Source organism: Fusibacter paucivorans (assembly GCF_018390735.1).
In the GTDB taxonomy this organism is placed as follows: domain Bacteria; phylum Bacillota; class Clostridia; order Peptostreptococcales; family Acidaminobacteraceae; genus Fusibacter; species Fusibacter paucivorans.
Genome location: NZ_JAHBCL010000001.1, coordinates 175,937 through 198,796, shown reverse-complemented (window position 1 = coordinate 198,796; position 22,860 = coordinate 175,937). Strand labels below are relative to the sequence as shown.

Below are 22,860 nucleotides of genomic sequence, written 5' to 3'. Positions count from 1 at the left end.
TTGCCTCAATTGAATAGGGGGAACAAAAATGATCGGTATTATTGGTTTGATTTTTGCAATTCTAATACTTTCAATATTGGCTTATAAAGGCGTCAGTGCATTGCCGCTGACCTTACTGGCGGGTTTGGTCGTTATTTTGACCAACAGAATGGATATTTGGACATCTTATTCAGAATATTATTTATCGGGGTATGTTGGCTTTTTTAAAGGTTACTTTCTGATCTTTGCGTCATCATCGCTTTATGCGAAAGTGATGGAGGATTCGGGTGCAGCTGTGGCAATTGGCTATAAATTTGTGGATTGGTTCGGAAAACAGCGTGCCGTACTGGTCGTATTTCTTTCGACTGCCGTCCTCACATATGGCGGCGTCAGCTTGTTTGTCGTTATCTTTGCCGTATTGCCCATTATCATGGTGCTTTTCAAAGAAGGCGATGTACCGAGACGTCTTGCAGCTGGCTGTTTGGGGGCAGGTGCAGCAACTTTTACAATGACGACACTACCGGGTTCACCTCAGCTGACCAATGTTATTCCATCCAGATTTTTAGGGACGCCTTTGACTGCGGCACCAGTATTTAGTATTATCGCAGCAATTTTTCAGTTTGTGCTGCTATATGCGTATCTGCGATGGGAGGAAAAGCGTCTTAGAGAAGCGGGTGAACACTTTAGTTACATCGAAGGACAAGATGTGAAGCAATATGAAATTGATCGGGATCAGCTGCCGTCAGCCTTTGCATCATTTTTACCGTTAGTGGTATTGATCGTACTGATTATCGCTTTAAAAGGCGTCATCGACAATGCGACAATGCTGGTGGTTGCAGCCATGTGTGTCGCAACAGTCCTCGCGACAGTGCTGCATTGGTCCAGGCTTAAAGACAAGATGAAGACCATCAATGTAGGACTATCCAGTGCAGTACCAGCCATTGCATCACCATGTGCTGTCGTTGGGTTTGGAACATTGGTACAGAATTCGTCATCATTTGTTGATATCGTTGCTTGGATTAACAGCTTCAATATGAATCCATATGTCAGTGGAACATTGGCGACGGCAATTATCTCAGGGATAACCGGATCATCCTCCGGTGGTCTTCAAATTGCACTTCAAACATTTGGGGAACAATTTATGCAATCAGGCGCTAATCTGCAAATTTTACACAGACTCATTGCCATTGCAGCAGGCAGTCTGGATTCATTGCCGCATTCCTCAGGCGTTTTCCTGATGCTTGCGATCTTAGGGCTTAACCATAAGAGCTCCTATCGCTTTTTCGGGATTACAACAGTCGTTATTCCATTGATCACTTTCGTCATCTTTACGGCAGGGATTATTGTTCTTGGTATTTAACGGATTGGAAACGCGTTTTAAACGCATGTCAATTTTTCGGGAAAATGAAAAGGTACCATTTGTCGTTAAGGATTAACGAAAGGTAATGATACACTTTTCTTAAATGTGTACTATCTGAAAGGAGTAATTTAAATGAAGATTGCCATATACGGCTGCGGCGCAATGGGAACCGTTTTAGGTGCCTATCTCAGCAAAGGCGGACTTGACGTCATCATGATTGACAACTATAAGGCACATGTTGATAAGCTTAATGAATCCGGTGCAAAGGTAACACTGTGTGCCGATCTGACAGTACCGGTCAAAGCCATTACACCAGAAGAAATGACAGGAACCTATGATCTCGTCTTTCTGATGACGAAGCAGACGGCGAATGATGAAGTCCTCGCCAAAATGCTGCCCTACCTACATGAGAAGAGTACCGTCTGCACCCTTCAAAATGGCGTGCCGGAGCCAAGTGTTGCGGCAGTTATTGGCGAAAAGCGCACGGTTGGCGGAACGATTCTCTGGGGAGCTACGTTTAAAGAGCCCGGTGTTTCAGAACTGACGCAGGATATTACGAAAAGCAAAGTGTTGTTTGAAATTGGTGAAATCGACGGACATATTGATGCGCGCATTAAGTCAGTCGCTGCGGCGCTGGAAGTAATGGGCGGCGTTGAGGTAACGGATAATCTGATGGGTGCACGATGGTTGAAAGTCATGTTCAACAGCTGCTGGAGCGGCATGTCTGCATCGCTGGGCTGTACTTTTGGTGATATTATCGATAATGCTAAGGCGAGCGCCTGCATGAGCCATATCGCAAATGAAGCCGTTGCAGTGTGCCGTGCACTAGGCTATAAAATGCCGCCGTTTAGAAATCAGGATATGACGGCCATGGGCGATCTCAGTTCAAAGGCAGCTTTTGATAAATCGCAGGGAATTTTCTACGACATATTAAAAGACTTGAGACCTGCCAAGGCGAGCATGCTGCAAGATCTTGAAAAAGGACGAAAGACAGAAATCAGCATGATTAATGGCTACATTTGTGATGCCGGTAAAAAAGTGGGCATTCAAACGCCTTACAACGATACCGTCGTATCTGTTGTAAAAGCAATTGAAGGAAAGACTTTGGCCTATGAAATGGCTAATTTGTCACGCTTTCCACAGTCACCGTTTCTTTAGGTAAAAGCAAAGCGGGGGAATGATTATGGTAAGGTAGTTGACAGTTGCCGACATTGGCGGAACAGACTATTGAAACGCTTGAGTAATGTACTAAATAAAAGACGAGATGATCACAAATGTGTGCGTTTCGTCTTTTGTTTAACAAATGATTTTCGAGAAACAATCTTCATGGTATAATGTATACAATCCGATATATAAGGAAGCTCGTTCTGTGAAGACGGTTTTGGTGTCATCGGAGATTCATTTCTTGCCAATAGTGATTGCCGTAAATATTTCTATCAAAACATCTAGTAATCTATCTAAGAAAATATCCAGTTTATATCACCGCTAACAGCATTTTTAAATAGACTTGAAAGCATTGATTGTTATAACCGTGTTTTTGTATGATTTGCCAATTGAAGAAGATACGTATACATATTCAAAAGATATTATTTTCAATTAGGAGTGACATATGAAAAAAATAAGGTTAAAAATTCAATTGCTTTTATTAAGTGTTTCGTCAATTTTTATTTTACTGATTGGTGCTTATAGCTTACATCATATTGCATCAATGAATCAGACACAGTTGTCGACAATGCATGAAATGCTTAGCGACGATTATGATCATATGATTAAGAATGAAGTCGATACTGCCGTAGGCATCCTCGAATACTATGATGGCCTTTTTCGAGCTGGCAGTATGACAGAAAAGGAAGCACAGGCCGAGGCGATTGCAGCGATAAAATTGCTTCGTTATAACGGCGATGGTTATTTTTGGATTGACAATGCCGACGGCATTTTAATAGGACATCCAATTTTACCGGAAAATGAAGGCAACAATCGAATCAATACACAAGATCCCAATGGTGTTTATCTCATTCAAAATATTATTGATGCCAGCATCAATGGCACAAACGACGGTTTTACAGATTATATGTGGGTAAAACCGGAAGATGTCAACAGCAATCTGCAAAGTCCAAAGCGAGCATATTCCAAGTATTATGAACCGTGGCAGTGGATTGTCAGTACCGGCAATTACGTCGATGATATTGATGCGCTGGTAGCTTCAAGAGAAGCCGTATTAAAACATCAGTTTCAAAATAATGTTTATGGGCTTATTGGTATGCTTATTTTTTCAATGGTCGGCAGTATTCTCATGGGGATGATTTTCAGCCGCGTGATCACGGAGCCGATTGTCAAACTCGTCAAAGGTTTTGAGAAGGATACTGAAGGCAAAATTACCATTAAAGCAGTGGCAATTCAATCAAAAGATGAAATAGGTCTTTTAGCAAAAACACTGAATGAGATGACTGAGCAAATTAAGCAGTTTATCCATGGTGTCGCGACAGAAGCGGACCATGTTTCAAAATCGTCTATGACAGTAAAAGAAGCAACTGCAACCTTAAATCAGGAAATTGAAGAGGTTTCAGCGACGACGGAAGAAATTGCGGCAGGTATGGAAGAAACCACGGCGATCTCACAGGATATCACCGCTAAAACATATGAAATTGCTGAATCAGCTAGAGATATTGCTGATAAAGCGAAAGATGCAACACATGCAATTGATGAAATCAGTGAGCGTGCAGTAAATTTAACGGTCAACATTGAAAAAGCGTTAGATGACGGTAAGGTCTTTATCATAGATGCACATCATAAGATGTCAGAAGCCGAGAAGGCGACGCAGTCGGTTGCGCAGATCGACCAGCTGTCAAAAGCAATTATTGAAATAACAGAACAAACGAATTTGCTTGCACTCAACGCTTCAATAGAAGCGGCGAGGGCGGGCAGTGCAGGTCTTGGCTTTTCCGTTATTGCAGAGGAAATCAGAAAGCTGGCAGAACATTCGCAGCATACCGTCAGCCAGATCCAAGTCATTACACAGTCTGTTGTTGAGTCAGTCAATTTCATGTATGCGAATACCGGTGACCTTGTTAATTATATGGTTAAAAATGTAGCAAAAGACTATGAGCTCATGCTGACGACGTCATCCGTTTATCGGGATGATGCTGAGAAACTGAATGAAATGATTACGTTATTTGGAAATAATGCGGTACATTTAAGCGATGTGATTCAAGAGATGACGAGGGCCATGAACGAAATAGCAGTGGCGACTTCTGAAAGTGCAGAAGGTGCTGGTGACATCGCAGGCAGTATCGACAATATTACCGGCAAGGCACACGAACTTTCGAGAACGGCCGATGCCACTGAGCGATATGCCGAATCACTGGTAAAGCTCGTATCTCAATTTAATCTATAAGTATCTTCTTAGAATGCTGGACGCACTGTTTGTTATTGCCTATAATAGGTTCAGGATATTCTGTAATTGAGGTCATTGCTTCTTTCAAATTTAATGCTTCATGAAATCGGTTGAATTTTCGTCTTATGAAAATAATACCGATTGACGTGAGGGATCAATTTAGGGAATGATGCAATTTCCTCTGATGACTGAAGGAGCGTGCAGATGAAGTTTTTATACGGAACGGGTAATGCAGCAAAACTGGAAGCCATGCAGCGCAGACTGGAGATGCTGCCAGTTGAGATTATTGGATTAAAGGAAATGGGTGATTCAATTCCCGATGTTCCCGAAGATGGTAAGACGCCGCTTGAGAATGCACGACAAAAGGCAGAAGCGTATTATAAAGCTTATGGCATGCCGGTTTTTTCCTGTGATTCAGCGATGTATCTGGAAGGGGTGCCAGCGGCATTGCAGCCGGGAGTTCACACCAGACGCGTTGGCGGCAAAATTTTAAATGATACAGAGATGATTGCCTACTATGGCGGTCTTGCGAAGCAGTACGGACAATTGGTGACATGTTACCGAAATGCTATATGCCTGATTGTCGATTCAGATCACGTTTATGAATCCATGGATGAAAGCTTAGCCAGTGCTCCATTTATGATTACGGATCAGCCGCACCCTATACGAAAAGATGGTTTTCCCATAGATAGCCTTTCGTTGGATATGGCGACCGGCAAGTACTTTTACGATCTCGAGGAGAGCGTCAGAGATCAAGTTGCCATTGAAGAAGGTTTTCTGACTTTTTTTGAAAATGTTTTGAAGGCATTGCAAACACAATAGCGTCTAGTCGAAGCAGTTAAGTTGCGGCGTGTCATCTATAAGAGGCGTGTCCTTTCTGGCATATTAGGATAGTAGACCATAACAGAACAAATAAAATACCCGCAGACGATTTGAAAAGAGTCGTACTGCGGGTTTCCTATTAAATTCTAAGCGTTTTCGAGGCTTTTCATGGCATCGAGTGTTTGATTCATAAGGTCATCAAGTTCCCAACCGAGCATTTCGGCGCCCCGCTTAATGATCTCGCGATCACAGCCGGCGGCAAATCGCTTGTCCTTAAATTTCTTTTTCAGTGATTTCAGCTCCATGTCGGAACAGCTTTTTGAAGGGCGCATTAGTGCAGCGGCACCAATAAGTCCTGTTAATTCATCGGTGGCAAAGAGGACTTTTTCCATTTGATGCTTGGGTTCAACATCAGCACAAATACCGTAACCGTGGCTGACAACTGCGTGGACGAGTGATTCTGGTGCATTGATTTCAGCAAGCAGCTCCGGCGCTTTCTGACAGTGTTCTTCGGGCCATTTGCCAAAGTCGATATCGTGCAGGAGCCCTACCAGTCCCCAGAATTCGATGTCGTCACCGTAGCCTAGCTTTTCTGCAAAATAGCGCATCGTGCCTTCGACGGTAAGGGCGTGTTGAATGTGAAAAGGTTCTTGATTATACTTGTTGAGTAATGCCAGTGCTTCATCTCTAGTGAACATGAAAACCTCCTTGTGGTTATATCATCTTGTACGTTAATAAAAAGCGCGTTATAATATCGTTAACGTTCGTTAAATGATCTGCATGGCACAAGCAAGCGTAAAGCTTTATTTAATGATACAATAACGCACGATAAGTGTTGGCTAAATCGTTAAATATATTATACATATGTTAAATATAGATGTCAATCAAAAGGAGATCACATGGAAATTAATCAAATTGTAGCAGATAACTTAAAGCGTTTGCGCATGGAGCGCAACCTCAGCTTAGGACAGCTGGCAACGCTTTGCGGCGTCAGTAAAGTCATGTTGTTTCACATCGAAAAGGGCACGACGAATCCGACCGTTAATACCATGTGGAAAATTGCCAACGGTCTTAAAGTTCCCTACACAGTTTTGCTGGAATTCTATCAGCCGGAAGCGCAAGTTATGACGAAAGAAAGCGCTGGCATGCAGTTGGATGAAAGGGATCATTACCGCTTGTACTGCTACTATCCCAATACGCCAAATCGCAATTTTGAATGGTTCCAAATTGAACTGGATCCCGGTGAAACGCATCAATCTATCGGACATGCTTCAAAGAGTGAAGAGTATATCATGATATTAAGCGGCAGTTTGGAACTGACGCTGAACGGTGAAATCTATCGGCTTGAGCCGGAAGAGAGCATTAAGTTCGATGCATCAGTGCCGCATAGCTATCTTGCCGCAGGTGAGGCTGTTTTAAAAGCGACAATTATTAATTATTATCCGGCCTAGTACAGGAGGCTATCGTGCGTTATTTAGAAAAATTCGTTTTTCCGAGCAAAGATCAGGAATTCAACTTTTTTATGTCAGTGGCTCGGAACTGCTACACGACATTCTACCCCTTTCAGGTATTGGCTTCCGATGAGCCGTTGGAGCTTGATTTTGAACCCATTACAATCCTTTATGGCGGCAATGGTTCCGGCAAGACGACGGCATTGAATATTATCGCTGAAAAATTAAAACTAAATCGCAGTGCCGTTTACAATCGGACGAACTTTTTCGAAAATTATTTGACAATGTGTTTTTATCGCCTTGAAGTTGAGGCGAAAATACCCGAAGGAAGCGCTATTGTCACCAGTGACGATGTCTTTGACTATGCATTGAACATACGAAATGCCAATTTAGGAATTGATCACAGACGTGAATCGATGTTTGATGAATATCTTGATGCGAAATACGCAAAATTTCAAATGCAGTCGCTGGAAGATTACGATCGCCTAAAACAGGTTAATGAATCGCGCCGCAAGACGCAGTCGAGATATGTTCGCGATAATCTTGCCGCGAATATTAGAACACATTCCAATGGAGAAAATGCTTTTCGCTATTTCACGGAAAGGCTGAAAGATGATGCGCTTTTTCTTTTGGACGAGCCGGAGAACAGCCTTTCACCAAAGCTTCAGCTTGAACTTAAAAAGCTGATTGAAGAGGCGGTTCGCTACTTTGGATGTCAAATCATCATGGCGACGCATTCGCCATTTCTCTTAGCCATTGAGGGTGCTAAGATATACGATTTTGACTGTGATCCCGTTGTTTTAAAAGCGTATCATGAACTGGAAAATATTCAGATTTATCAAAACTTTTTTCGAGGGTGTTAATCGGAGAGGTTTTAAAGTGTGCGAAAGATGAACATAATAGCATGCATTTTTTTTAGTACATCCTATTGACAAGCAAAAATCGACGTGGTAGTATTGTATCACAAATCAAACATAATGTTGGATTGTTACTGTTGAATCAGGCAAGACCAGAATTGTTATTCACGTTTAGACCGTTGAATGACATTTTGGTCTTTTTTTATTGCTTTTTTTAATCAAAGTTGTTTGGCCAAACAATTAAAACGTATTGTGAGAAAGTAAAGCAATTTCAAAAGAGCAATTAGGTTATGTTAGGAGGTTATATGATTTCAGCGTTCCCAGAGGGTTTTTTATGGGGTGGCGCCACAGCGGCAAATCAGCTTGAAGGCGCTTATAACGAGGACGGCAAGGGACTTAGTGTACAGGATGTGACACCGAAGGGCATTGCAGGTCCCATCACAGAAATGCCGACAGAAGACAACTTGAAGTGCATCGGCATAGACTTTTATCATAGATACAAAGAAGATATTCAATTATTTGCGGAAATGGGCTTTAAAATGCTGCGCATTTCCGTCGCGTGGTCGCGCATTTTTCCGAATGGTGACGACACAGAGCCCAATGAAAAGGGGCTTGCCTTTTACGATGGTGTCTTTGACGAATGTTTGAAATATGGTATTGAACCCATGGTAACCATTTCGCACTATGAGACGCCGCTTCATTTGGCAAAAACTTACGATGGCTGGAAGAGCCGAAAGATGATTGATTTTTATGTGCGCTATGCAACAACTCTTTTTGAGCGTTACAAGGACAAGGTCACTTACTGGCTGACGTTTAATGAAATTAATTCTATATTACATGCACCCTTTATCAGCGGCGGCATTTTGACACCAAAGGCGCAGCTGTCAAAACAGGACTTATACCAGGCGATTCATCATGAACTCGTCGCCAGTGCGAAAGTGACCGAAATTGCCCATCAGATCAACCCAAAATTTAAAGTCGGATGCATGGTGCTGGCACTGCCGGTGTATCCGATGACACCGTCACCGGATGATATGATTCAGACATTGGCACTGGATCGCAGCAATTTACTCTTCAGCGATGTCCACGTTAGAGGCGCGTATCCTGCATATGCTAAACGCCTATTTAAAGAAAACGGCATTGAACTCGAAATATTGCCGGAAGATACGACGGTACTCAAAAATACGGTGGACTTTGTATCCTTTAGTTATTATATGAGCATCTGTGAAACGTCAAAAGACGTCGAAAGAGATATTGCCAATATATTGCCGGGTGTTCCCAATCCGTTGCTTAAAGCGAGCGAGTGGGGATGGCAGATTGACCCCAAAGGCCTGCGATATGTGCTGAATACACTCTATGACCGCTATCAGAAACCGTTGTTTATCGTTGAAAACGGCCTTGGCGCCATAGACGAACTCGTACAGGACGAGCAGGGCGCGTATACGGTGAAAGATGATTACAGAATTGCTTACCTGAATGATCATTTGGTGCAGGTTGAGGAGGCGCTGAAAGATGGCGTCGACGTGTTGGGGTATACCTCTTGGGGATGTATTGATCTCGTCAGTGCATCGACGGCAGAAATGAAAAAACGTTACGGCTATATTTATGTCGATCGACATAATGACGGTACGGGAACACTGAAACGATACCGTAAGCAATCATTCTACTGGTACAAAGATATAATTGCATCCAACGGGGCGTCTTTATCAAGAGCGTCAAAAGCCTAATAAAGCAAAATAGTTATCCTTAGGGAGTTTAGGAGGTTTATATGTCTAGTAAATATGATCAATTATCAAAAGACATTATTAAGAACGTAGGCGGAAAATCAAATATCGCAGGTGTGACACACTGTATCACGCGGCTGCGCTTTAAATTAAGAGATGAGTCGAAAGCAAAAACCGATGTGATTAAAGCACTAGATGGTGTTGTCACCGTCATGCAAAGCGGTGGACAGTACCAAGTCGTCATCGGCAATCACGTGCCGGATGTTTATGAATCCGTTATTAAAGTCGGCAATTTATCAGATCTTGCCAACAGCGAAGGCGAAGCCGTTAAATTGAGCCCGGGTGCAGCGCTGATCGATATTATTTCAGGGGTATTCCAGCCGGCATTGGGCGCACTCGTTGCGACGGGGATGATTAAGGGCTTCTTAGCACTCTTTGTATTCTTTGGCTGGGTTGATACTGCGGGTGGCGTCTATCAAGTACTGTATGCTGTCGGTGATGGCTTCTTCCACTACTTGCCGATTTTCTTAGGTTACACAGCGGCCAAGAAATTCAATTCTAACCTCTTTGTGGGGATGGCGCTCGGGGCGGCGCTGATGTATGTCAACGATGTCCTGGCAATGGCTTCAGGTGAAGTTATCGGGACGATGTTTGCGGGAACAGATTTTGCGGCGAATATCTATGCGACATTCTTCGGACTGCCGATTACCATTCCGATGGCAGGCTACGCTTCCTCAGTTGTTCCGGTTATCTTGGCGGTCTTTATTGCATCAAAACTTGAAAAATGGTTGAAAACCGTTATTCCCGATGTTGTGAAATCCTTCTTGGTGCCAACCATTACACTGGTTGTCGTCGCACCGTTAACGTTTATCGTCGTTGGACCGATTGCATCCGTGTTGACATCGTTAATCGGCGTGATTACCAATACTGTCTTTAGCATTAGTCCAATTTTAGCAGGTCTCGTTCTCGGTGCATTATGGCAGATCCTCGTTATCTTTGGTCTGCACTGGGGCGTCATTCCGCTGTCGTTTGTCAATTTAGGTGCACTGGGCTATGACTTTATTCTGTCACTTGTCTTTGCCGCTTCATTTGCGCAGACTGCTGTCGTTATGGCACTGGCGTTTAAATCAAAAGACGTTAAATTTAAATCATTTACAATACCCGTTATTATTTCAGGCTTCTTTGGGGTGACTGAGCCGGCAATTTACGGTATAACGCTTCCGAGAAAACTGCCGTTTTGGATATCCTGTGTTGGTGCGGCTATCGGCGGTGCTATCATTGGTATTTTCGGCGTGAAGACGTATATGCTCGGTGGTTTGGGCGTCTTTGGCTTTCCGTCATACATTGATCCGGCAACCAATAATATCACAGGTATTTTCGGCGCCTTAGCAGGTGTTGGCGTTGCAATGGTCTTCTCATTTGTTGCAACCATGATTCTCTATAAAGAAAAAGAGCCTGTTGAAGTCTCAGCTTCAGGTGATGCTCCGGTTCAAATGATTTACGCACCAATCGCAGGGGAAATCGTACCGCTTAATCAAGTTGAAGATGCTGCTTTTTCCAGCGAGGCACTGGGTAAGGGATTTGCCATCATGCCAAAAGAAGGCAAAGTCTATGCACCGGTGGACGGTGAAATCGTCACGCTCTTTAAAACCAAGCATGCCATTGGAATCAAAACGGAAACCGGCATGGAAATTCTCATTCACGTCGGGATGGATACGGTTAAGCTCAACGGTGAATTCTTTGACGCTAAAATCAATCAAGGTGATTTTGTCAAGCGCGGCGATCTGCTGCTGGAATTTGATATGGCAGGTATTAAAGCGGCTGGCTACTCACTGATTACACCTGTGGTGATTACAAATTCAGATGATTATGTTGACTTCGCATTGAACAATGACCGCGTTGCGACTGTGAACGAATGTGTTATGAGCGTGATCTAATGAAGTAATGTGGGCATGGTATATTTTCAGATGCCACCAAAGGATGGTAAAAAACGGTGCGGAGGGGTATGATTATTGAGAGTGTCTTCCGTGCCGTTCGGCATGTGATAATCGTGAAAAGGATGTCCCAAAATAGCGGAAAAGGTGGTTGCATGAAAATTAAGAAAATCTTAAATAATAATGCCGTTATCGCCATAGATCGAGATACAAACGAAGTGGTGGTAACTGGATCTGGACTTGCTTTTAAAAAGAAGATCGGCGATATTCTGGACAATCACAAAGTAGAGCGCATTTTTCGTTTGGAAGATCAGGAAGTCTCACGAAAACTAAAAAAACTGATACGGGATTTGCCGATTAAATATGTTGAAATATCAGAAGCTATCATTGCCATGGCCAAACGAGATCTCGGATGCGAATTAAATGAAAATATCTACTTGACATTAACGGACCATATTCACTTTTTAGTAGAACGCATTGAAAAGGGATTAACCATCAGTAATCCGCTGTCATGGGAAATACGGCGATTCTACACCGAAGAATACAAAGTCGGCGTTAAGGCCATTGAGGCTATTGAAAAAAACCTTCATATCGAACTCCCCGACGAAGAAGCAGCCTCAATTGCGATGCACATCGTCAATGCCGAGCTCGGTGAAGCGATGCCGAATGTCGTGACGATGATCAAAATTATTCAGGATACACTAAGTATTATGAAATACCATTACCATATTGAGTTTGATGAAGATTCGCTTTATTACCAGCGGCTGGTCACACATTTAAAATTCTTTGCACAGCGGATCATCAGCAGTCAAAAGAACAATGATCTGGGTGAAGCGAAAGATTCAGCAAAAGATGATGCCGATGAAAAGCTTTTTGTCATGATTTCATCACAGTACAGGGAATCGTATGCCTGTGCGCAGAAAATTCAGAAATATGCCCATGAGGTACACCAATTTGAAATCAATCATGCAGAGCTTACTTACTTAATTGTCCACATTGAAAAAGTGATTCAAAGTCTCAAAAAGTGATCAATGGCATGGAAGTAGTTCAGTCGAAAGGAGCAGCCATGGAAGCAATCAATGCCGAAGAACCTTTAAACAGCACAGCAGGAAATACGGTGGAAGAAGTGATAGAGCATACCGCAGCAAAAACGATCGTAAATAATGCAGAAAATAAAACAGAAAATCAATATCAGATGGTCTGCGTCGATTTAGACGGCACATTGCTCAATGATCAGCACATGCCTAATCCATCGGCTGTTTCGGCACTAAAGACATTAATGGCAAAAGGGGTGCACGTCGTCGTGAGTACAGGACGGCATCCGGTGGATGCACGCTATTATGCATCGTTGATTGATCTAGGCGCCTATTATGTTGCGGCAAACGGCGCAGCCGTCGGGAAAGTTAATTCAAAAAAACTGCGGTTTGCGCAGACGATGGATGCCGAAAGTCTGCGTCAGTTAAATGCATTATCAATTGAATACGATCTGCACCCGATTTATTACAGCGAAACCTACATTTATATTGAAAGCTTAGGTGTTTATTTATTTCATTTGTTCAACAACATTCGCTATAAGCAGTTCCTATCAAAACGACTGGTCTATGTACCGGGACACAGGCGCATGCAAAAAAGAATCCTGCGTGATCACGCAGGTATTCTTAAAGTTGTATTGTTTATCAACTCGCCAGAAAAGGCAGATGCCATTGAACGCCTTTTAAGAGAGCAGACGACACTGGAAGTGGCACGAACATTTAAATTTACCATTGAACTGACGCGGAACGGCGTCCATAAGGCATCAGGGATTGCAGAACTTTCAAAGCAGCTAGGGGTGGCATCAGAGCAGATTATGGCATTCGGCGACAGTGACAATGATGTGCAGATGCTGGCCTATGCCGGATGCGGTGTTGCAATGGGCAATGCGGCGGAGCATGTGAAAGCACTTGCCGACGCAACGACACTTGATAATAACGGCGAAGGGATACGTGCAATGCTGGAACGCCATTTTGATCTCAGCAACTGAAAGGCATAAGACGCCAAAAGGCGCGTCCCCTCGCTGTCGTTTGCTTTTGTGCAAATGTACAGTGATGTCATTTAGCATTTAGCGCAGAAAACGTGTTTTTTTAAAGACGCAAACAACATTGCTTTTTAAGCATATGAACACATATATTTTGAGGAGGTTTTTTTATGAACAAACAGCAAAACACCTTTCCAGAAGGCTTTTTATGGGGCGGCGCGTTAGCGGCAAACCAGTGTGAAGGCGCTTATTTAGAGGGTGGTAAAGGGCTTTCAACCGTGGATGTGATTCCATCGGGAAAAGATAGATTTCCAGTAATGTCTGGCGAGATGGTAGTCAATACCTGTGATGAGAATCATCAGTATCCATCACATGAAGCCATTGATTTTTACCATCGCTATGAAGAGGATATTGCCCTCTTTGCAGAAATGGGCTTTAAAACGCTTAGAATCTCCATATCGTGGACGCGAATCTTTCCAAAAGGTGACGAGACAATGCCCAATGAGGCAGGACTCGCCTTTTATGATCGCGTGTTTGACGCATGCATCAAGTATAAAATTGAACCGCTTGTGACCATTGCGCATTTTGACGTGCCGATGCATCTCGTGCAGACCATTGGCGGCTGGCGAAGCAGGGAAATGGTTGACCACTATGTAAAACTGAGCGAAGTACTATTTAATCGATACAAAGACAAGGTAAAATATTGGCTGACATTTAATGAAATCAATATGATTTTGCATTTGCCGTTTATCGGCGGCGGCATTCGTTTTGAATCAGGTGAAAATGTCGAGCAGATTAAATATCAGGCAGCGCATCATCAGCTTGTTGCCAGTGCGGCGGCAACCGCAGCGGCAAAGCGCATCAATCCGGCTTTTCAAATCGGTTGTATGCTTGCGGCTGGGAATACTTATGCCAATACCTGCGCGCCGGAAGATGTCTTTGAGGCAATGTGCAAGGATCGGGAAAATTATTTTTTCATTGATGTGCAATCAAGAGGTGCTTATCCTCAGTATGCGCTCAACCAATTAAAGCAGAAGGGCATCAAGCTGACGATGCTCGAAGGCGATGAGGAGATGCTTAAGGTACATACCGTTGATTTTATTTCATTTAGTTATTACGCGTCTAGGTTGACCAGTGCTGATCCTGCGGTAATGACACAAACGGAGGGGAATGTTTTCAGTTCTTTGAAAAACCCCTATCTTAAAGCGAGTGAGTGGGGCTGGCAAATAGATCCTCTTGGACTTCGAATTACCATGAATGCCCTATATGATCGTTATCAAAAACCGCTTTTTATTGTTGAAAACGGTCTTGGCGCCGTTGATACACCGGATGAAAACGGATTTGTCTCAGATGATTACCGTATTGCATACCTCAGTGAACATATGAAGGCCATGCGAGATGCTATTCTAGTTGACGGGGTACCGACACTGGGTTATACATCATGGGGCTGTATTGACATTGTAAGCGCCTCAACAGGTGAAATGAAAAAGCGCTATGGCTATATCTATGTCGATAAGGACAATACGGGAGCAGGCAGCTTAAAGCGCACACCGAAAAAGAGCTTTAATTGGTACAAGGAAGTCATCAGCAGCAATGGCGGCATTCTTTAGCAGTGGCTTTGTGCCGCAGCGCACAGAGGTTCAGCGCACAAGGATGCAGAAGATTAAGACGTAAAACATTAAGCAGTGGCGCTTTAAAGTATAGAATTTAAAGTTCTAGGGCATTAAGATGATCGAACATTAAATATAGGCGATATCATTTAAGGACATAGCGTTAAAAACATTAAGTTGTAGGCTATAGAATGGAGGCAATCATGGTTACATTTACACAAAAGATCAATTTTAAAGAAGGTATGCACGCGAGACCGGCATCTGAACTGGTGAAATTGTGTGCGGGCGCCCAATCGACGATAAAACTCATTAGCAACGGTCGCGAAGGCAATCCAAAGAGCATTTTGGGGATTATGTCGCTCGGCATTGCCAAAGACAGTGATATCGAATGCGTTGTCGAAGGCAACGATGAAACGGAAATGGCTGAAAAGCTAAAAGCATTCTTTCTACAGGATTTATAGTCAATTGAGCACATTGCATCATAATCTTTTATAACACTGAATGATAAGCGCTTATCTGTCAGGGTACCTAATACAGATAAGCGCTTGTTTTATGCTCATTTCACCTGATTCGTACAGTGTTTTATAAAACTGGCGGTATTTCGGCTCCTTTTAGGCGGCACTAAACCTGTTAGAATGAAAATGACGAAATGTCAAATTTACAATAAGCAGAAGAACATGTATGGATCATGTTCATCAGGAGGTTTTAGTATGGAGCAATCTTTAAGTAGCCTTAAAGTTTTGGATATGACACGCGTTTTGGCAGGGCCTTATTGCACAATGATTCTTGCCGACTTAGGCGCCGATGTCATTAAAATCGAAGTACCTGAAAAAGGTGATGATTCAAGACAGTTTGGCCCATATATTAATGGTGAAAGCGCTTATTTTATGAGCATTAACCGCAATAAGCGCAGCATGACGCTCGATTTAAAGAGTGAGTCTGGAAAGGCGTTGTTTTTTGAACTCATTCAGACAGTTGATGTCGTCGTCGAAAACTTTAGACCCGGAACCATGGAAAAACTGGGGATGGGTTATGATGTCTTAAAAGAAATTAATCCAAGTCTGATTTATGCGGCAAGTTCCGGTTTTGGACACACGGGACCTTACAGCAAGCGCCCTGCTTATGATGGTGTCGTTCAAGCCATGGGCGGTATTATGAGCATTACAGGTGAACTCGGCGGCAAACCAACGCGTGTTGGACCGTCCATTGGCGATATTACAGCAGGACTCTTTACGGCGATTGGCGTATTGGCCGCACTGAATTACCGCAATGAAACCGGCAGGGGACAAAAAGTGGATGTGGCAATGCTCGACTGCCAAGTGGCGATTTTAGAAAACGCCATGGCGCGTTATTTTGCCACGGGCGAATCGCCAAAACCGGCAGGCAACAAGCATTCGTCTATTGTACCGTTTGAGCCATTTGAAACCAGTGACGGTGAAATTATGATTGCAGTCGGCAATGATAACCTATGGCGTAAATTCTGTGCAGAAGCTGGACTTGAAGCCATTGTCGACGATCCAAAATACTGTACGAATCCGCTTCGAACAGAACATTATGAAACACTGAGACCCATGATTGCGGCAAAATTTAAAGCGGATACAACGGATTCTTGGTACCATAGGCTGACAGAAGCCGGTGTACCTTGCGGACCGATCAACAATATTGAAATGCTTACAAAAGATCCGCAGGTTCTTGAACGCGAGATGATTGTCGAGGTGGCTCATGAAGTGGCGGGCAAGACACATATCCCAGGTATTCCAATTAAACTGAGTAGATCGCCGGGAAGTATACGTACGGCGGCACCTGTACTCGGTGAGCACACTGATGAAATATTGAAGACGCTTTTAGGCAAAACAGATGAAGAGATTAAAGCATTAAAAGCAGAAGGTATTTTTTAAGGTTGTAGATGTTATCGCAAAATCTAAAAGCAGTTGCTTGGAGACCAATAGGTCTCTGGCAGCTGCTTTTTTACAAACGAAAGGTGATGTTGGCCTTTTCTTACTTAATAGAATCAAGATTTAGATTGGATAAGAAGCAAAAAAAGTTATGGGCATTTGACAAAAACTTTTTTCGTCGTATAATGAAAGTATTGTGATACAAATAATACGATGGAGGTTGGAAATGGGGACTCAAAAGAAAGCGGACATATTGGTAATAGGCGGAAGTGCTGCGGGGCTGGTATCGGCGATGACGGCAAAAGCGAATCATCCTGATAAAAAAGTCATGCTTATTCGGAAAGAGGCTAAAGTCATGATTCCATGCGGCATTCCGTATATTTTCGGATCGCTTGACGGCACAGATCAAAACATATTGCCGGATGCAGGACTCGAAGGACTTGGTGTTGAAATTTGCATTGATACAGTCAATGCAATTGATGCTGAAAAGCAGCTGTGCGAAACGCAGAGCGGTGACAGCATCGTTTATGACAAAATGATTATGGCAACGGGATCGCAGCCGTTTGTACCGTCATGGCTCGTAGGTGCTGAATTAAAAAATGTTTTTACGATTCCTAAAAATAAAGTTTATTTAGATGAACTTATGGCAAAACTGAGTGAAATGGATCGTGTTATTGTTGTCGGCGCGGGCTTTATTGGTGTCGAAACCTCAGATGAACTCAATAAATCAGGCAAGAAAATAACACTGGTGGAAATACAGGATCGTATCCTAGGAGCTGCATTTGACGATGACATCGCTGGCGTTGCCCAAGAAAAACTTGCGGCGCGCGGCGTCAACATTCTGACAGGTGTAGGCATTAAGGCAATTGAAGGCGACGGAAAAGTCGAAGCCGTGCAGTTGTCAGATGGCCAACGGCTTAAAGCAGATGCTGTTATTCTCTCGATGGGCTACCGCCCCAATGTAGCACTTGCAAAGGCAATGGGGTTAAAGATTAATGACCTTGGCTATATTGCCGTTGACGAATACATGCGTACCAGCGCGGCCAATGTTTTTGCAGCAGGCGACTGTGCCGGCAAACGTGATTTTGCCACCGGGAAATTGGCGACGACGATGCTTGCCTCTACTGCATGTGCAGAAGCAAGGGTTGCAGGACTCAATCTATACAGCCTTTCCACTGTCAGATCATTTAAAGGGACGATTGGCATCTATTCAACCAATATCGGTGAAAGCTCATATGGTGTAGCAGGGCTGACAGAAGGCGGGGCGCGCAAAGAAGGTTTTGAGATTATCACTGGCAGCTTTACGGGAATGGACCGTCACCCGGGAAAACTTGCCGGAGCACATCAGCAAACCGTTAAACTTATTGTTTCCAAAGAATGCGGACGGATCTTAGGCGGTGAAGTCATCGGCGGCACCAGTGTCGGCGAACTCATCAACGTGATTGGCTTTATTATTCAAGGCGGTATGACGCTGAATGACCTTTTGGTATCTCAAATTGGTACACAACCGATGCTAACCGCATCGCCGGCAGCATACCCGCTGATTAAGGCTGCTGAAGTCATTGCGCGCAAACTAAAATAAGCGCACGAAAACAATGGATGCTATAAACATCTAAACATAGTTTTGATGGCATTGATGTGTAATGGCTGTTACGCAGATGAGCAATCACTGTGTGCACGCTGTTACCCTCTTTTAATGCTGTTTGAACAGATTCATTTAACTGAATAATCACGCAAAAGCATACAAAGTGCTTCTAAAAACTGCCCCGCAGGCGATAAAAAGTCTGCGGGTTTTTTTTATGAAAATGTTTTCCAGAACATGGCATAAAAATTGCAATAGAGTTTTATACTGAACGTTTACCAACAAGGCAATTGAATTTAATGCAATGGCTGAAACGAGACGGCAGGAAATGCGAGGTGAAGGAATGGAACAAATACATATATTAACGAGGCTAAAAAGACAGAAGCAGTCCTTGGTACTGCCTCTGACACCCAATCAGAAACTTTTGGGAATGGGCGTTCTCTTTGCCATCTCTTTTTTTGGGTCTTTTTGTTTTGGCCGCTATCCGGTATCACTGTCTCAATTAGTCAGGATTTTAGCAAGCAGTGTGCTGCCAATAGAGAAGACGTGGACACCGGCAATGGCAGCAGTCGTTTTTAACATTCGACTTCCCAGAATTATGCTTTCCAGTATGGTGGGCTGTTGTCTTTCGGTAGCCGGTGCATCGTATCAGGGTGTTTTTCGAAATCCCATGGCATCTCCTGATATTTTAGGTGCGACATCGGGTGCCGCTTTTGGTGCAGCGCTGGCATTTTTACTTGGCGCCTCAACGTCTGTGATAACAATATCCTCATTCTTTTTCAGTATCATTACAGTGATGATTGTCTATTATATTGGGAAATGGGCGCCGGGGCGATCGGTGATGAATCTGATTCTCGCCGGGATCATGGTGAGTTCCATTTTTACGGCGGGGACTTCTTTTATCAAACTTGTTGCAGATCCAAACAATGAATTGCCGGCAATAACTTATTGGCTAATGGGCAGCTTTTCTGCGGCGAAGCAGTACGAAGTCATTACAATAGCGGGGCCGATGCTCTTAGGTCTTCTGCCGCTGCTTGCGTTAAGGTGGCGCATTAACCTTTTGACAATGGGCGATGAAGCATGTCGAAGCATGGGTGTCAATCCGGAAGAAGTTAGAATGATCGTTATCATTGCATCAACAGTGATTACGGCTGCAAGTGTCTCGGTCAGTGGTATGATCGGCTGGGTCGGTCTCGTGATGCCGCATTTATGCCGAAAAATCATGGGCAATAATTACACCTACTTGATGCCGGCCAGTATGATTTTCGGTGCGGTGTTCATGCTGCTTGTCGACAATATTTCAAGAAACCTGATGGCAACTGAAATCCCTATTGGGATCTTAACAGCTTTTATTGGAGCACCTTTTTTTGCAGTGCTGATTTTCAGGCGAGATTCAGAAAATGTATAGCGAGAAAAAGCGTATCGTTTAGACAGGAGGCGTAGACAATATGATTGCAGTTGATTCACTGACCTTTCAATATGGCAAGAGGCCTGTTCTTAAATCGGTCAGTTTTACAGTTCGATCGGGAGAAATGGTGGCATTGCTGGGGCCTAATGGCGTTGGGAAGAGTACGCTCTTTCGATGTCTTTTGGGATTTACAAAGCACTATGAAGGGACTGTCCGCATTGGCGGGAAAGACATTAAGCGATTATCGCCTCAGCAATTGGCTCAGCAAGTGGCCTATATTCCGCAGTCGCATATATCGACGTTTAGTTATACAGTATTGGAGATGGTTGTGATGGGACTGGCAAGCAGTATTCCCAAGTACTCGGTACCGGATAAAGGTGCTTATCAGCGCGCATTGGAGGCACTGACCATGATGGCGCTTGAGGATTATGCCAACCGGCAGTTTAATCAGCTCAGTGGCGGCGAGCAGCAAATGATCCTTATTGCCAGAGCGCTGGCACAGCATTCAAAAGTCATATTGATGGATGAACCAACGTCAAATTTGGATTACGGCAATCAGCTGCGCGTGCTTAAGCGCGTAAATGCATTGAAGCAAGAAGGTTATACGATCGTGATCTCAAGCCATAATCCGCAGCATGCCCTCATGTTTTCAGACCGAGTGATTGCACTGCACAACGGGCGTGTTTTAGCAATGGGAGAACCGAAGACCATTGTGGACGCATCGTTAATTGAGACGCTTTATAAAGAACCTGTAGAAATGATCGCCATCGGCGATGAACGATGGATTAAACCTTCTCTGGAAAGGATGTCAAAATGATGTTTTTGTGGGAGCCGGAAATGGTTCGCTATATGAAAGATGCCTATGAGTACAATGGCACACACTTAACGGTCGGTGCCAAAATTGCAGAGTGGCTTCCGCATGATGCCCATATTTGCGATGCCGGCTGCGGCCTCGGATACCTAAGCCTTGCTATGTCAACTTATTTTCAAAAAATTACGGCTGTGGATACAGCATCAAGGCCACTCGACGTATTGAGGGATAATATCCGGTTGAACCGTATTGAGAATATTGATGTCATCGAAGAAGATATTTATACACACGTACCCCAAAAACCTTATGACGCAATGGTGTTTAGTATGTTTGGCTCCGCGGAAGAAAACTTAAAGTTAGCAAAAGCGCAGTGTGTCGGCACGGTTATGATGATCTTTAAAAACTGGGAGACGCATCGGTTTGCCATGATAAACAGCCCTATTCACAAATGTACTTATGGCCATTCAAAAGCGGCATTTGAAATGCTTTCAATACCCTATCAAACAGAAATGCTGAAGCTGGAGATGGGACAGCCATTCCGAAGCAGAGAAGACGCAGTTGCATTTTATCGATTGTACAGCCGGGAATCGGATACGGCGAGCATTGATTTCAACACAATAAAAATGAAGCTGTCAGATAATCACTCCGAGATATTTCCATATTACAGTCATATGGATCGTGAGGTTGGCATTTTCATTGTAAAGACGTCGGATCTTGACGGATTATAAATGGTTTAGAGGTGATGAAATAATATGGGGATGGTAAACGCCAATATTAGAGAAAATGGAGGGAATACAAATGTTAAAGCATGATAGGAAGTGGCATGGCTATCAAGGCAGAAGGGGGATCGCCTTTTTTTTAACCGTTATGCTTGTACTGGGATTGCTGTGCGGTTGTCAGGCAAAGGCATCTGCTGAAACAGCATCGAAAGATGGTGAAGAAACAGCAGTTTCTGCCGTGGCAGAACCGTCAACTGAATCAAATGAGGGAGAAGCTGTCGCAGAATCAGAACCAGCATCCAGTGTGTCAAATGAGGCAAGCGATTCAGATGAAATGGTTTCTTTTGTTGATTCCGTGGGCAGAACCGTAGAAGTGCCGGCACATATTACCAAAGTGGCTATATCAGGACCATTGACGCAGATCGTTGTTTTTTCGCTGGCACCGGATAAGCTCGTGGGGATTGCAAACGAGTGGTCGAAAGAAGCAGAGCCTTATTTTGATCCCGTTTATTACAATATGCCGGTTTTGGGGCAGCTGTATGGCGGCAAGGGGGAACTGAATTTAGAAACGCTGCTTGCCAGTGGTGCACAAGTGGTCATTGATGTCGGTGAACCAAAAGATTCCATTACAGCAGATCTGGACATGCTCCAAGCGCAAACGGGAATCCCATTTGTCCATATCACGGCTAACCTCGACAATATGGGAGAAGCCTACCGAAAATTGGGTGAACTGCTTGATATGCCAGAAGAGGCCGAAGCACTTGCGACGTACTGCGAGACGATTTATGCCAAAACGGCATCGATTGCCGAGGGCGTCGAAAAAGTTAATCTGCTCTATTGTTTGGGCGACAAGGGACAGCACGTTATTGCCAAGGGATCGTTTCACGCGCAGGTATTTGATTTGCTTGCAAACAATGCAGCTGTTGTAGACAGCCCAGTGTCCAGCGGTGCGGGGAATGAAGTGGATATGGAGCAAATTGTCAATTGGCAGCCGGATGTTATTGTTTTCGGCCCAGGCAGTATATATGACACGGTAGGCGATGACCCTGCATGGGCAACCATACCGGCAATTGCAAACGGCCGTTATTATGAAGTGCCCAATGTCCCTTATAACTGGCTTGGCTTTCCGCCATCTGTGCAGCGTTATTTAGGCATGATTTGGATGACTGAGCTGTTTTATCCCGAAGAAGCTGATTACGATATGTATCAGGAAGTTGCCGCTTATTTTAAAAACTTTTATCATTGTGATTTATCAGAAGCGCAGTATCAAACGCTGATGGAAAGAGCACAGTAATGATAT

Annotated in this window: 19 protein-coding genes; 18 read left to right on the top strand and 1 reads right to left on the bottom strand. The window is 43.8% G+C overall.

Going from position 1 to position 22,860, the window contains the following annotated elements; all coding sequences use genetic code 11:
* The first annotated feature begins 28 nt into the window (after positions 1-28).
* From KHM83_RS00865 to KHM83_RS00850, 4 genes are all read left to right on the top strand, one after another.
* Positions 29-1,339: a GntP family permease gene (locus KHM83_RS00865; protein WP_213235002.1), complete on the top strand. Its 1,311-nt coding sequence runs from the start codon at positions 29-31 to the stop codon at positions 1,337-1,339.
* Between the two features lie 132 nt (positions 1,340-1,471).
* Positions 1,472-2,497, top strand: coding sequence for a ketopantoate reductase family protein (locus KHM83_RS00860; RefSeq protein ID WP_213235001.1), 1,026 nt, complete (start codon positions 1,472-1,474; stop codon positions 2,495-2,497).
* Positions 2,498-2,948: 451 nt separating this feature from the next.
* Complete coding sequence (locus KHM83_RS00855; RefSeq protein ID WP_213235000.1) at positions 2,949-4,733, top strand: methyl-accepting chemotaxis protein; 1,785 nt, start codon at positions 2,949-2,951, stop codon at positions 4,731-4,733.
* 204 nt (positions 4,734-4,937) lie between these two features.
* Positions 4,938-5,555 carry a non-canonical purine NTP pyrophosphatase gene (locus tag KHM83_RS00850; RefSeq protein ID WP_213234999.1) on the top strand — a complete coding sequence of 206 codons (618 nt, stop codon included), beginning with the start codon at positions 4,938-4,940 and terminating at the stop codon, positions 5,553-5,555.
* 146 nt (positions 5,556-5,701) lie between these two features.
* Here the strand turns inward: KHM83_RS00850 and KHM83_RS00845 are convergent, their stop codons facing one another.
* Positions 5,702-6,253 (bottom strand): hydrolase, encoded by a 552-nt coding sequence (locus KHM83_RS00845; protein WP_213234998.1) that lies wholly within the window; start codon positions 6,251-6,253, stop codon positions 5,702-5,704.
* A 201-nt stretch (positions 6,254-6,454) separates the two neighbouring features.
* On the opposite strand from KHM83_RS00845, the gene KHM83_RS00840 reads away from it, so the two are divergent.
* From KHM83_RS00840 to KHM83_RS00775, 14 genes are all read left to right on the top strand, one after another.
* Complete coding sequence (locus tag KHM83_RS00840; protein WP_213234997.1) at positions 6,455-7,006, top strand: helix-turn-helix domain-containing protein; 552 nt, start codon at positions 6,455-6,457, stop codon at positions 7,004-7,006.
* A gap of 14 nt (positions 7,007-7,020) precedes the next feature.
* Positions 7,021-7,869, top strand: coding sequence for an AAA family ATPase (locus KHM83_RS00835; RefSeq protein WP_213234996.1), 849 nt, complete (start codon positions 7,021-7,023; stop codon positions 7,867-7,869).
* Between the two features lie 299 nt (positions 7,870-8,168).
* Positions 8,169-9,590: a glycoside hydrolase family 1 protein gene (locus KHM83_RS00830; protein WP_213234995.1), complete on the top strand. Its 1,422-nt coding sequence runs from the start codon at positions 8,169-8,171 to the stop codon at positions 9,588-9,590.
* A 41-nt stretch (positions 9,591-9,631) separates the two neighbouring features.
* Positions 9,632-11,524 (top strand): beta-glucoside-specific PTS transporter subunit IIABC, encoded by a 1,893-nt coding sequence (locus tag KHM83_RS00825; protein ID WP_213234994.1) that lies wholly within the window; start codon positions 9,632-9,634, stop codon positions 11,522-11,524.
* Positions 11,525-11,676: 152 nt separating this feature from the next.
* Entirely contained in the window at positions 11,677-12,549 is an 873-nt protein-coding gene (licT, locus tag KHM83_RS00820) for a BglG family transcription antiterminator LicT (RefSeq protein WP_213234993.1), read from the top strand.
* 38 nt (positions 12,550-12,587) lie between these two features.
* Positions 12,588-13,541, top strand: coding sequence for a Cof-type HAD-IIB family hydrolase (locus KHM83_RS00815; RefSeq protein ID WP_213234992.1), 954 nt, complete (start codon positions 12,588-12,590; stop codon positions 13,539-13,541).
* Positions 13,542-13,705: 164 nt separating this feature from the next.
* A complete protein-coding gene (locus tag KHM83_RS00810; protein ID WP_213234991.1) occupies positions 13,706-15,145 on the top strand; it encodes a 6-phospho-beta-glucosidase in 1,440 nt (479 codons plus the stop codon).
* Between the two features lie 203 nt (positions 15,146-15,348).
* Positions 15,349-15,606 carry an HPr family phosphocarrier protein gene (locus KHM83_RS00805; protein ID WP_213234990.1) on the top strand — a complete coding sequence of 86 codons (258 nt, stop codon included), beginning with the start codon at positions 15,349-15,351 and terminating at the stop codon, positions 15,604-15,606.
* A 249-nt stretch (positions 15,607-15,855) separates the two neighbouring features.
* Positions 15,856-17,043, top strand: a complete 1,188-nt coding sequence (locus KHM83_RS00800; RefSeq protein ID WP_213234989.1) for a CaiB/BaiF CoA transferase family protein — start codon at positions 15,856-15,858, stop codon at positions 17,041-17,043.
* Positions 17,044-17,266: 223 nt separating this feature from the next.
* Positions 17,267-18,622: an FAD-dependent oxidoreductase gene (locus KHM83_RS00795; RefSeq protein ID WP_213234988.1), complete on the top strand. Its 1,356-nt coding sequence runs from the start codon at positions 17,267-17,269 to the stop codon at positions 18,620-18,622.
* Positions 18,623-19,052: 430 nt separating this feature from the next.
* On the top strand, positions 19,053-20,030 hold the full coding sequence (locus KHM83_RS00790) for a FecCD family ABC transporter permease (protein ID WP_246542815.1): 978 nt from the start codon (positions 19,053-19,055) through the stop codon (positions 20,028-20,030).
* Between the two features lie 40 nt (positions 20,031-20,070).
* Positions 20,071-20,847: an ABC transporter ATP-binding protein gene (locus tag KHM83_RS00785; RefSeq protein ID WP_213234986.1), complete on the top strand. Its 777-nt coding sequence runs from the start codon at positions 20,071-20,073 to the stop codon at positions 20,845-20,847.
* Positions 20,844-21,569, top strand: a complete 726-nt coding sequence (locus tag KHM83_RS00780; protein ID WP_213234985.1) for a methyltransferase — start codon at positions 20,844-20,846, stop codon at positions 21,567-21,569. Before KHM83_RS00785 ends, KHM83_RS00780 begins: the two co-directional genes overlap by 4 nt.
* Positions 21,570-21,639: 70 nt before the next feature.
* Complete coding sequence (locus tag KHM83_RS00775; protein ID WP_246542796.1) at positions 21,640-22,854, top strand: ABC transporter substrate-binding protein; 1,215 nt, start codon at positions 21,640-21,642, stop codon at positions 22,852-22,854.
* Positions 22,855-22,860: the final 6 nt, after the last annotated feature.

Coding starts and splice junctions, on each gene's coding strand:
- KHM83_RS00795 (WP_213234988.1), top strand. CDS start 17,267: ATGGGGACTCAAAAGAAAGCGGACATATTGGTAATAGGCGGAAGTGCT.
- KHM83_RS00800 (WP_213234989.1), top strand. CDS start 15,856: ATGGAGCAATCTTTAAGTAGCCTTAAAGTTTTGGATATGACACGCGTT.
- KHM83_RS00850 (WP_213234999.1), top strand. CDS start 4,938: ATGAAGTTTTTATACGGAACGGGTAATGCAGCAAAACTGGAAGCCATG.
- KHM83_RS00785 (WP_213234986.1), top strand. CDS start 20,071: ATGATTGCAGTTGATTCACTGACCTTTCAATATGGCAAGAGGCCTGTT.
- KHM83_RS00810 (WP_213234991.1), top strand. CDS start 13,706: ATGAACAAACAGCAAAACACCTTTCCAGAAGGCTTTTTATGGGGCGGC.
- KHM83_RS00790 (WP_246542815.1), top strand. CDS start 19,053: ATGGGCGTTCTCTTTGCCATCTCTTTTTTTGGGTCTTTTTGTTTTGGC.
- KHM83_RS00855 (WP_213235000.1), top strand. CDS start 2,949: ATGAAAAAAATAAGGTTAAAAATTCAATTGCTTTTATTAAGTGTTTCG.
- KHM83_RS00830 (WP_213234995.1), top strand. CDS start 8,169: ATGATTTCAGCGTTCCCAGAGGGTTTTTTATGGGGTGGCGCCACAGCG.
- KHM83_RS00825 (WP_213234994.1), top strand. CDS start 9,632: ATGTCTAGTAAATATGATCAATTATCAAAAGACATTATTAAGAACGTA.
- KHM83_RS00815 (WP_213234992.1), top strand. CDS start 12,588: ATGGAAGCAATCAATGCCGAAGAACCTTTAAACAGCACAGCAGGAAAT.
- KHM83_RS00845 (WP_213234998.1), bottom strand. CDS start 6,253: ATGTTCACTAGAGATGAAGCACTGGCATTACTCAACAAGTATAATCAA.
- KHM83_RS00805 (WP_213234990.1), top strand. CDS start 15,349: ATGGTTACATTTACACAAAAGATCAATTTTAAAGAAGGTATGCACGCG.
- KHM83_RS00840 (WP_213234997.1), top strand. CDS start 6,455: ATGGAAATTAATCAAATTGTAGCAGATAACTTAAAGCGTTTGCGCATG.
- KHM83_RS00865 (WP_213235002.1), top strand. CDS start 29: ATGATCGGTATTATTGGTTTGATTTTTGCAATTCTAATACTTTCAATA.
- licT (WP_213234993.1), top strand. CDS start 11,677: ATGAAAATTAAGAAAATCTTAAATAATAATGCCGTTATCGCCATAGAT.
- KHM83_RS00860 (WP_213235001.1), top strand. CDS start 1,472: ATGAAGATTGCCATATACGGCTGCGGCGCAATGGGAACCGTTTTAGGT.
- KHM83_RS00775 (WP_246542796.1), top strand. CDS start 21,640: ATGTTAAAGCATGATAGGAAGTGGCATGGCTATCAAGGCAGAAGGGGG.
- KHM83_RS00780 (WP_213234985.1), top strand. CDS start 20,844: ATGATGTTTTTGTGGGAGCCGGAAATGGTTCGCTATATGAAAGATGCC.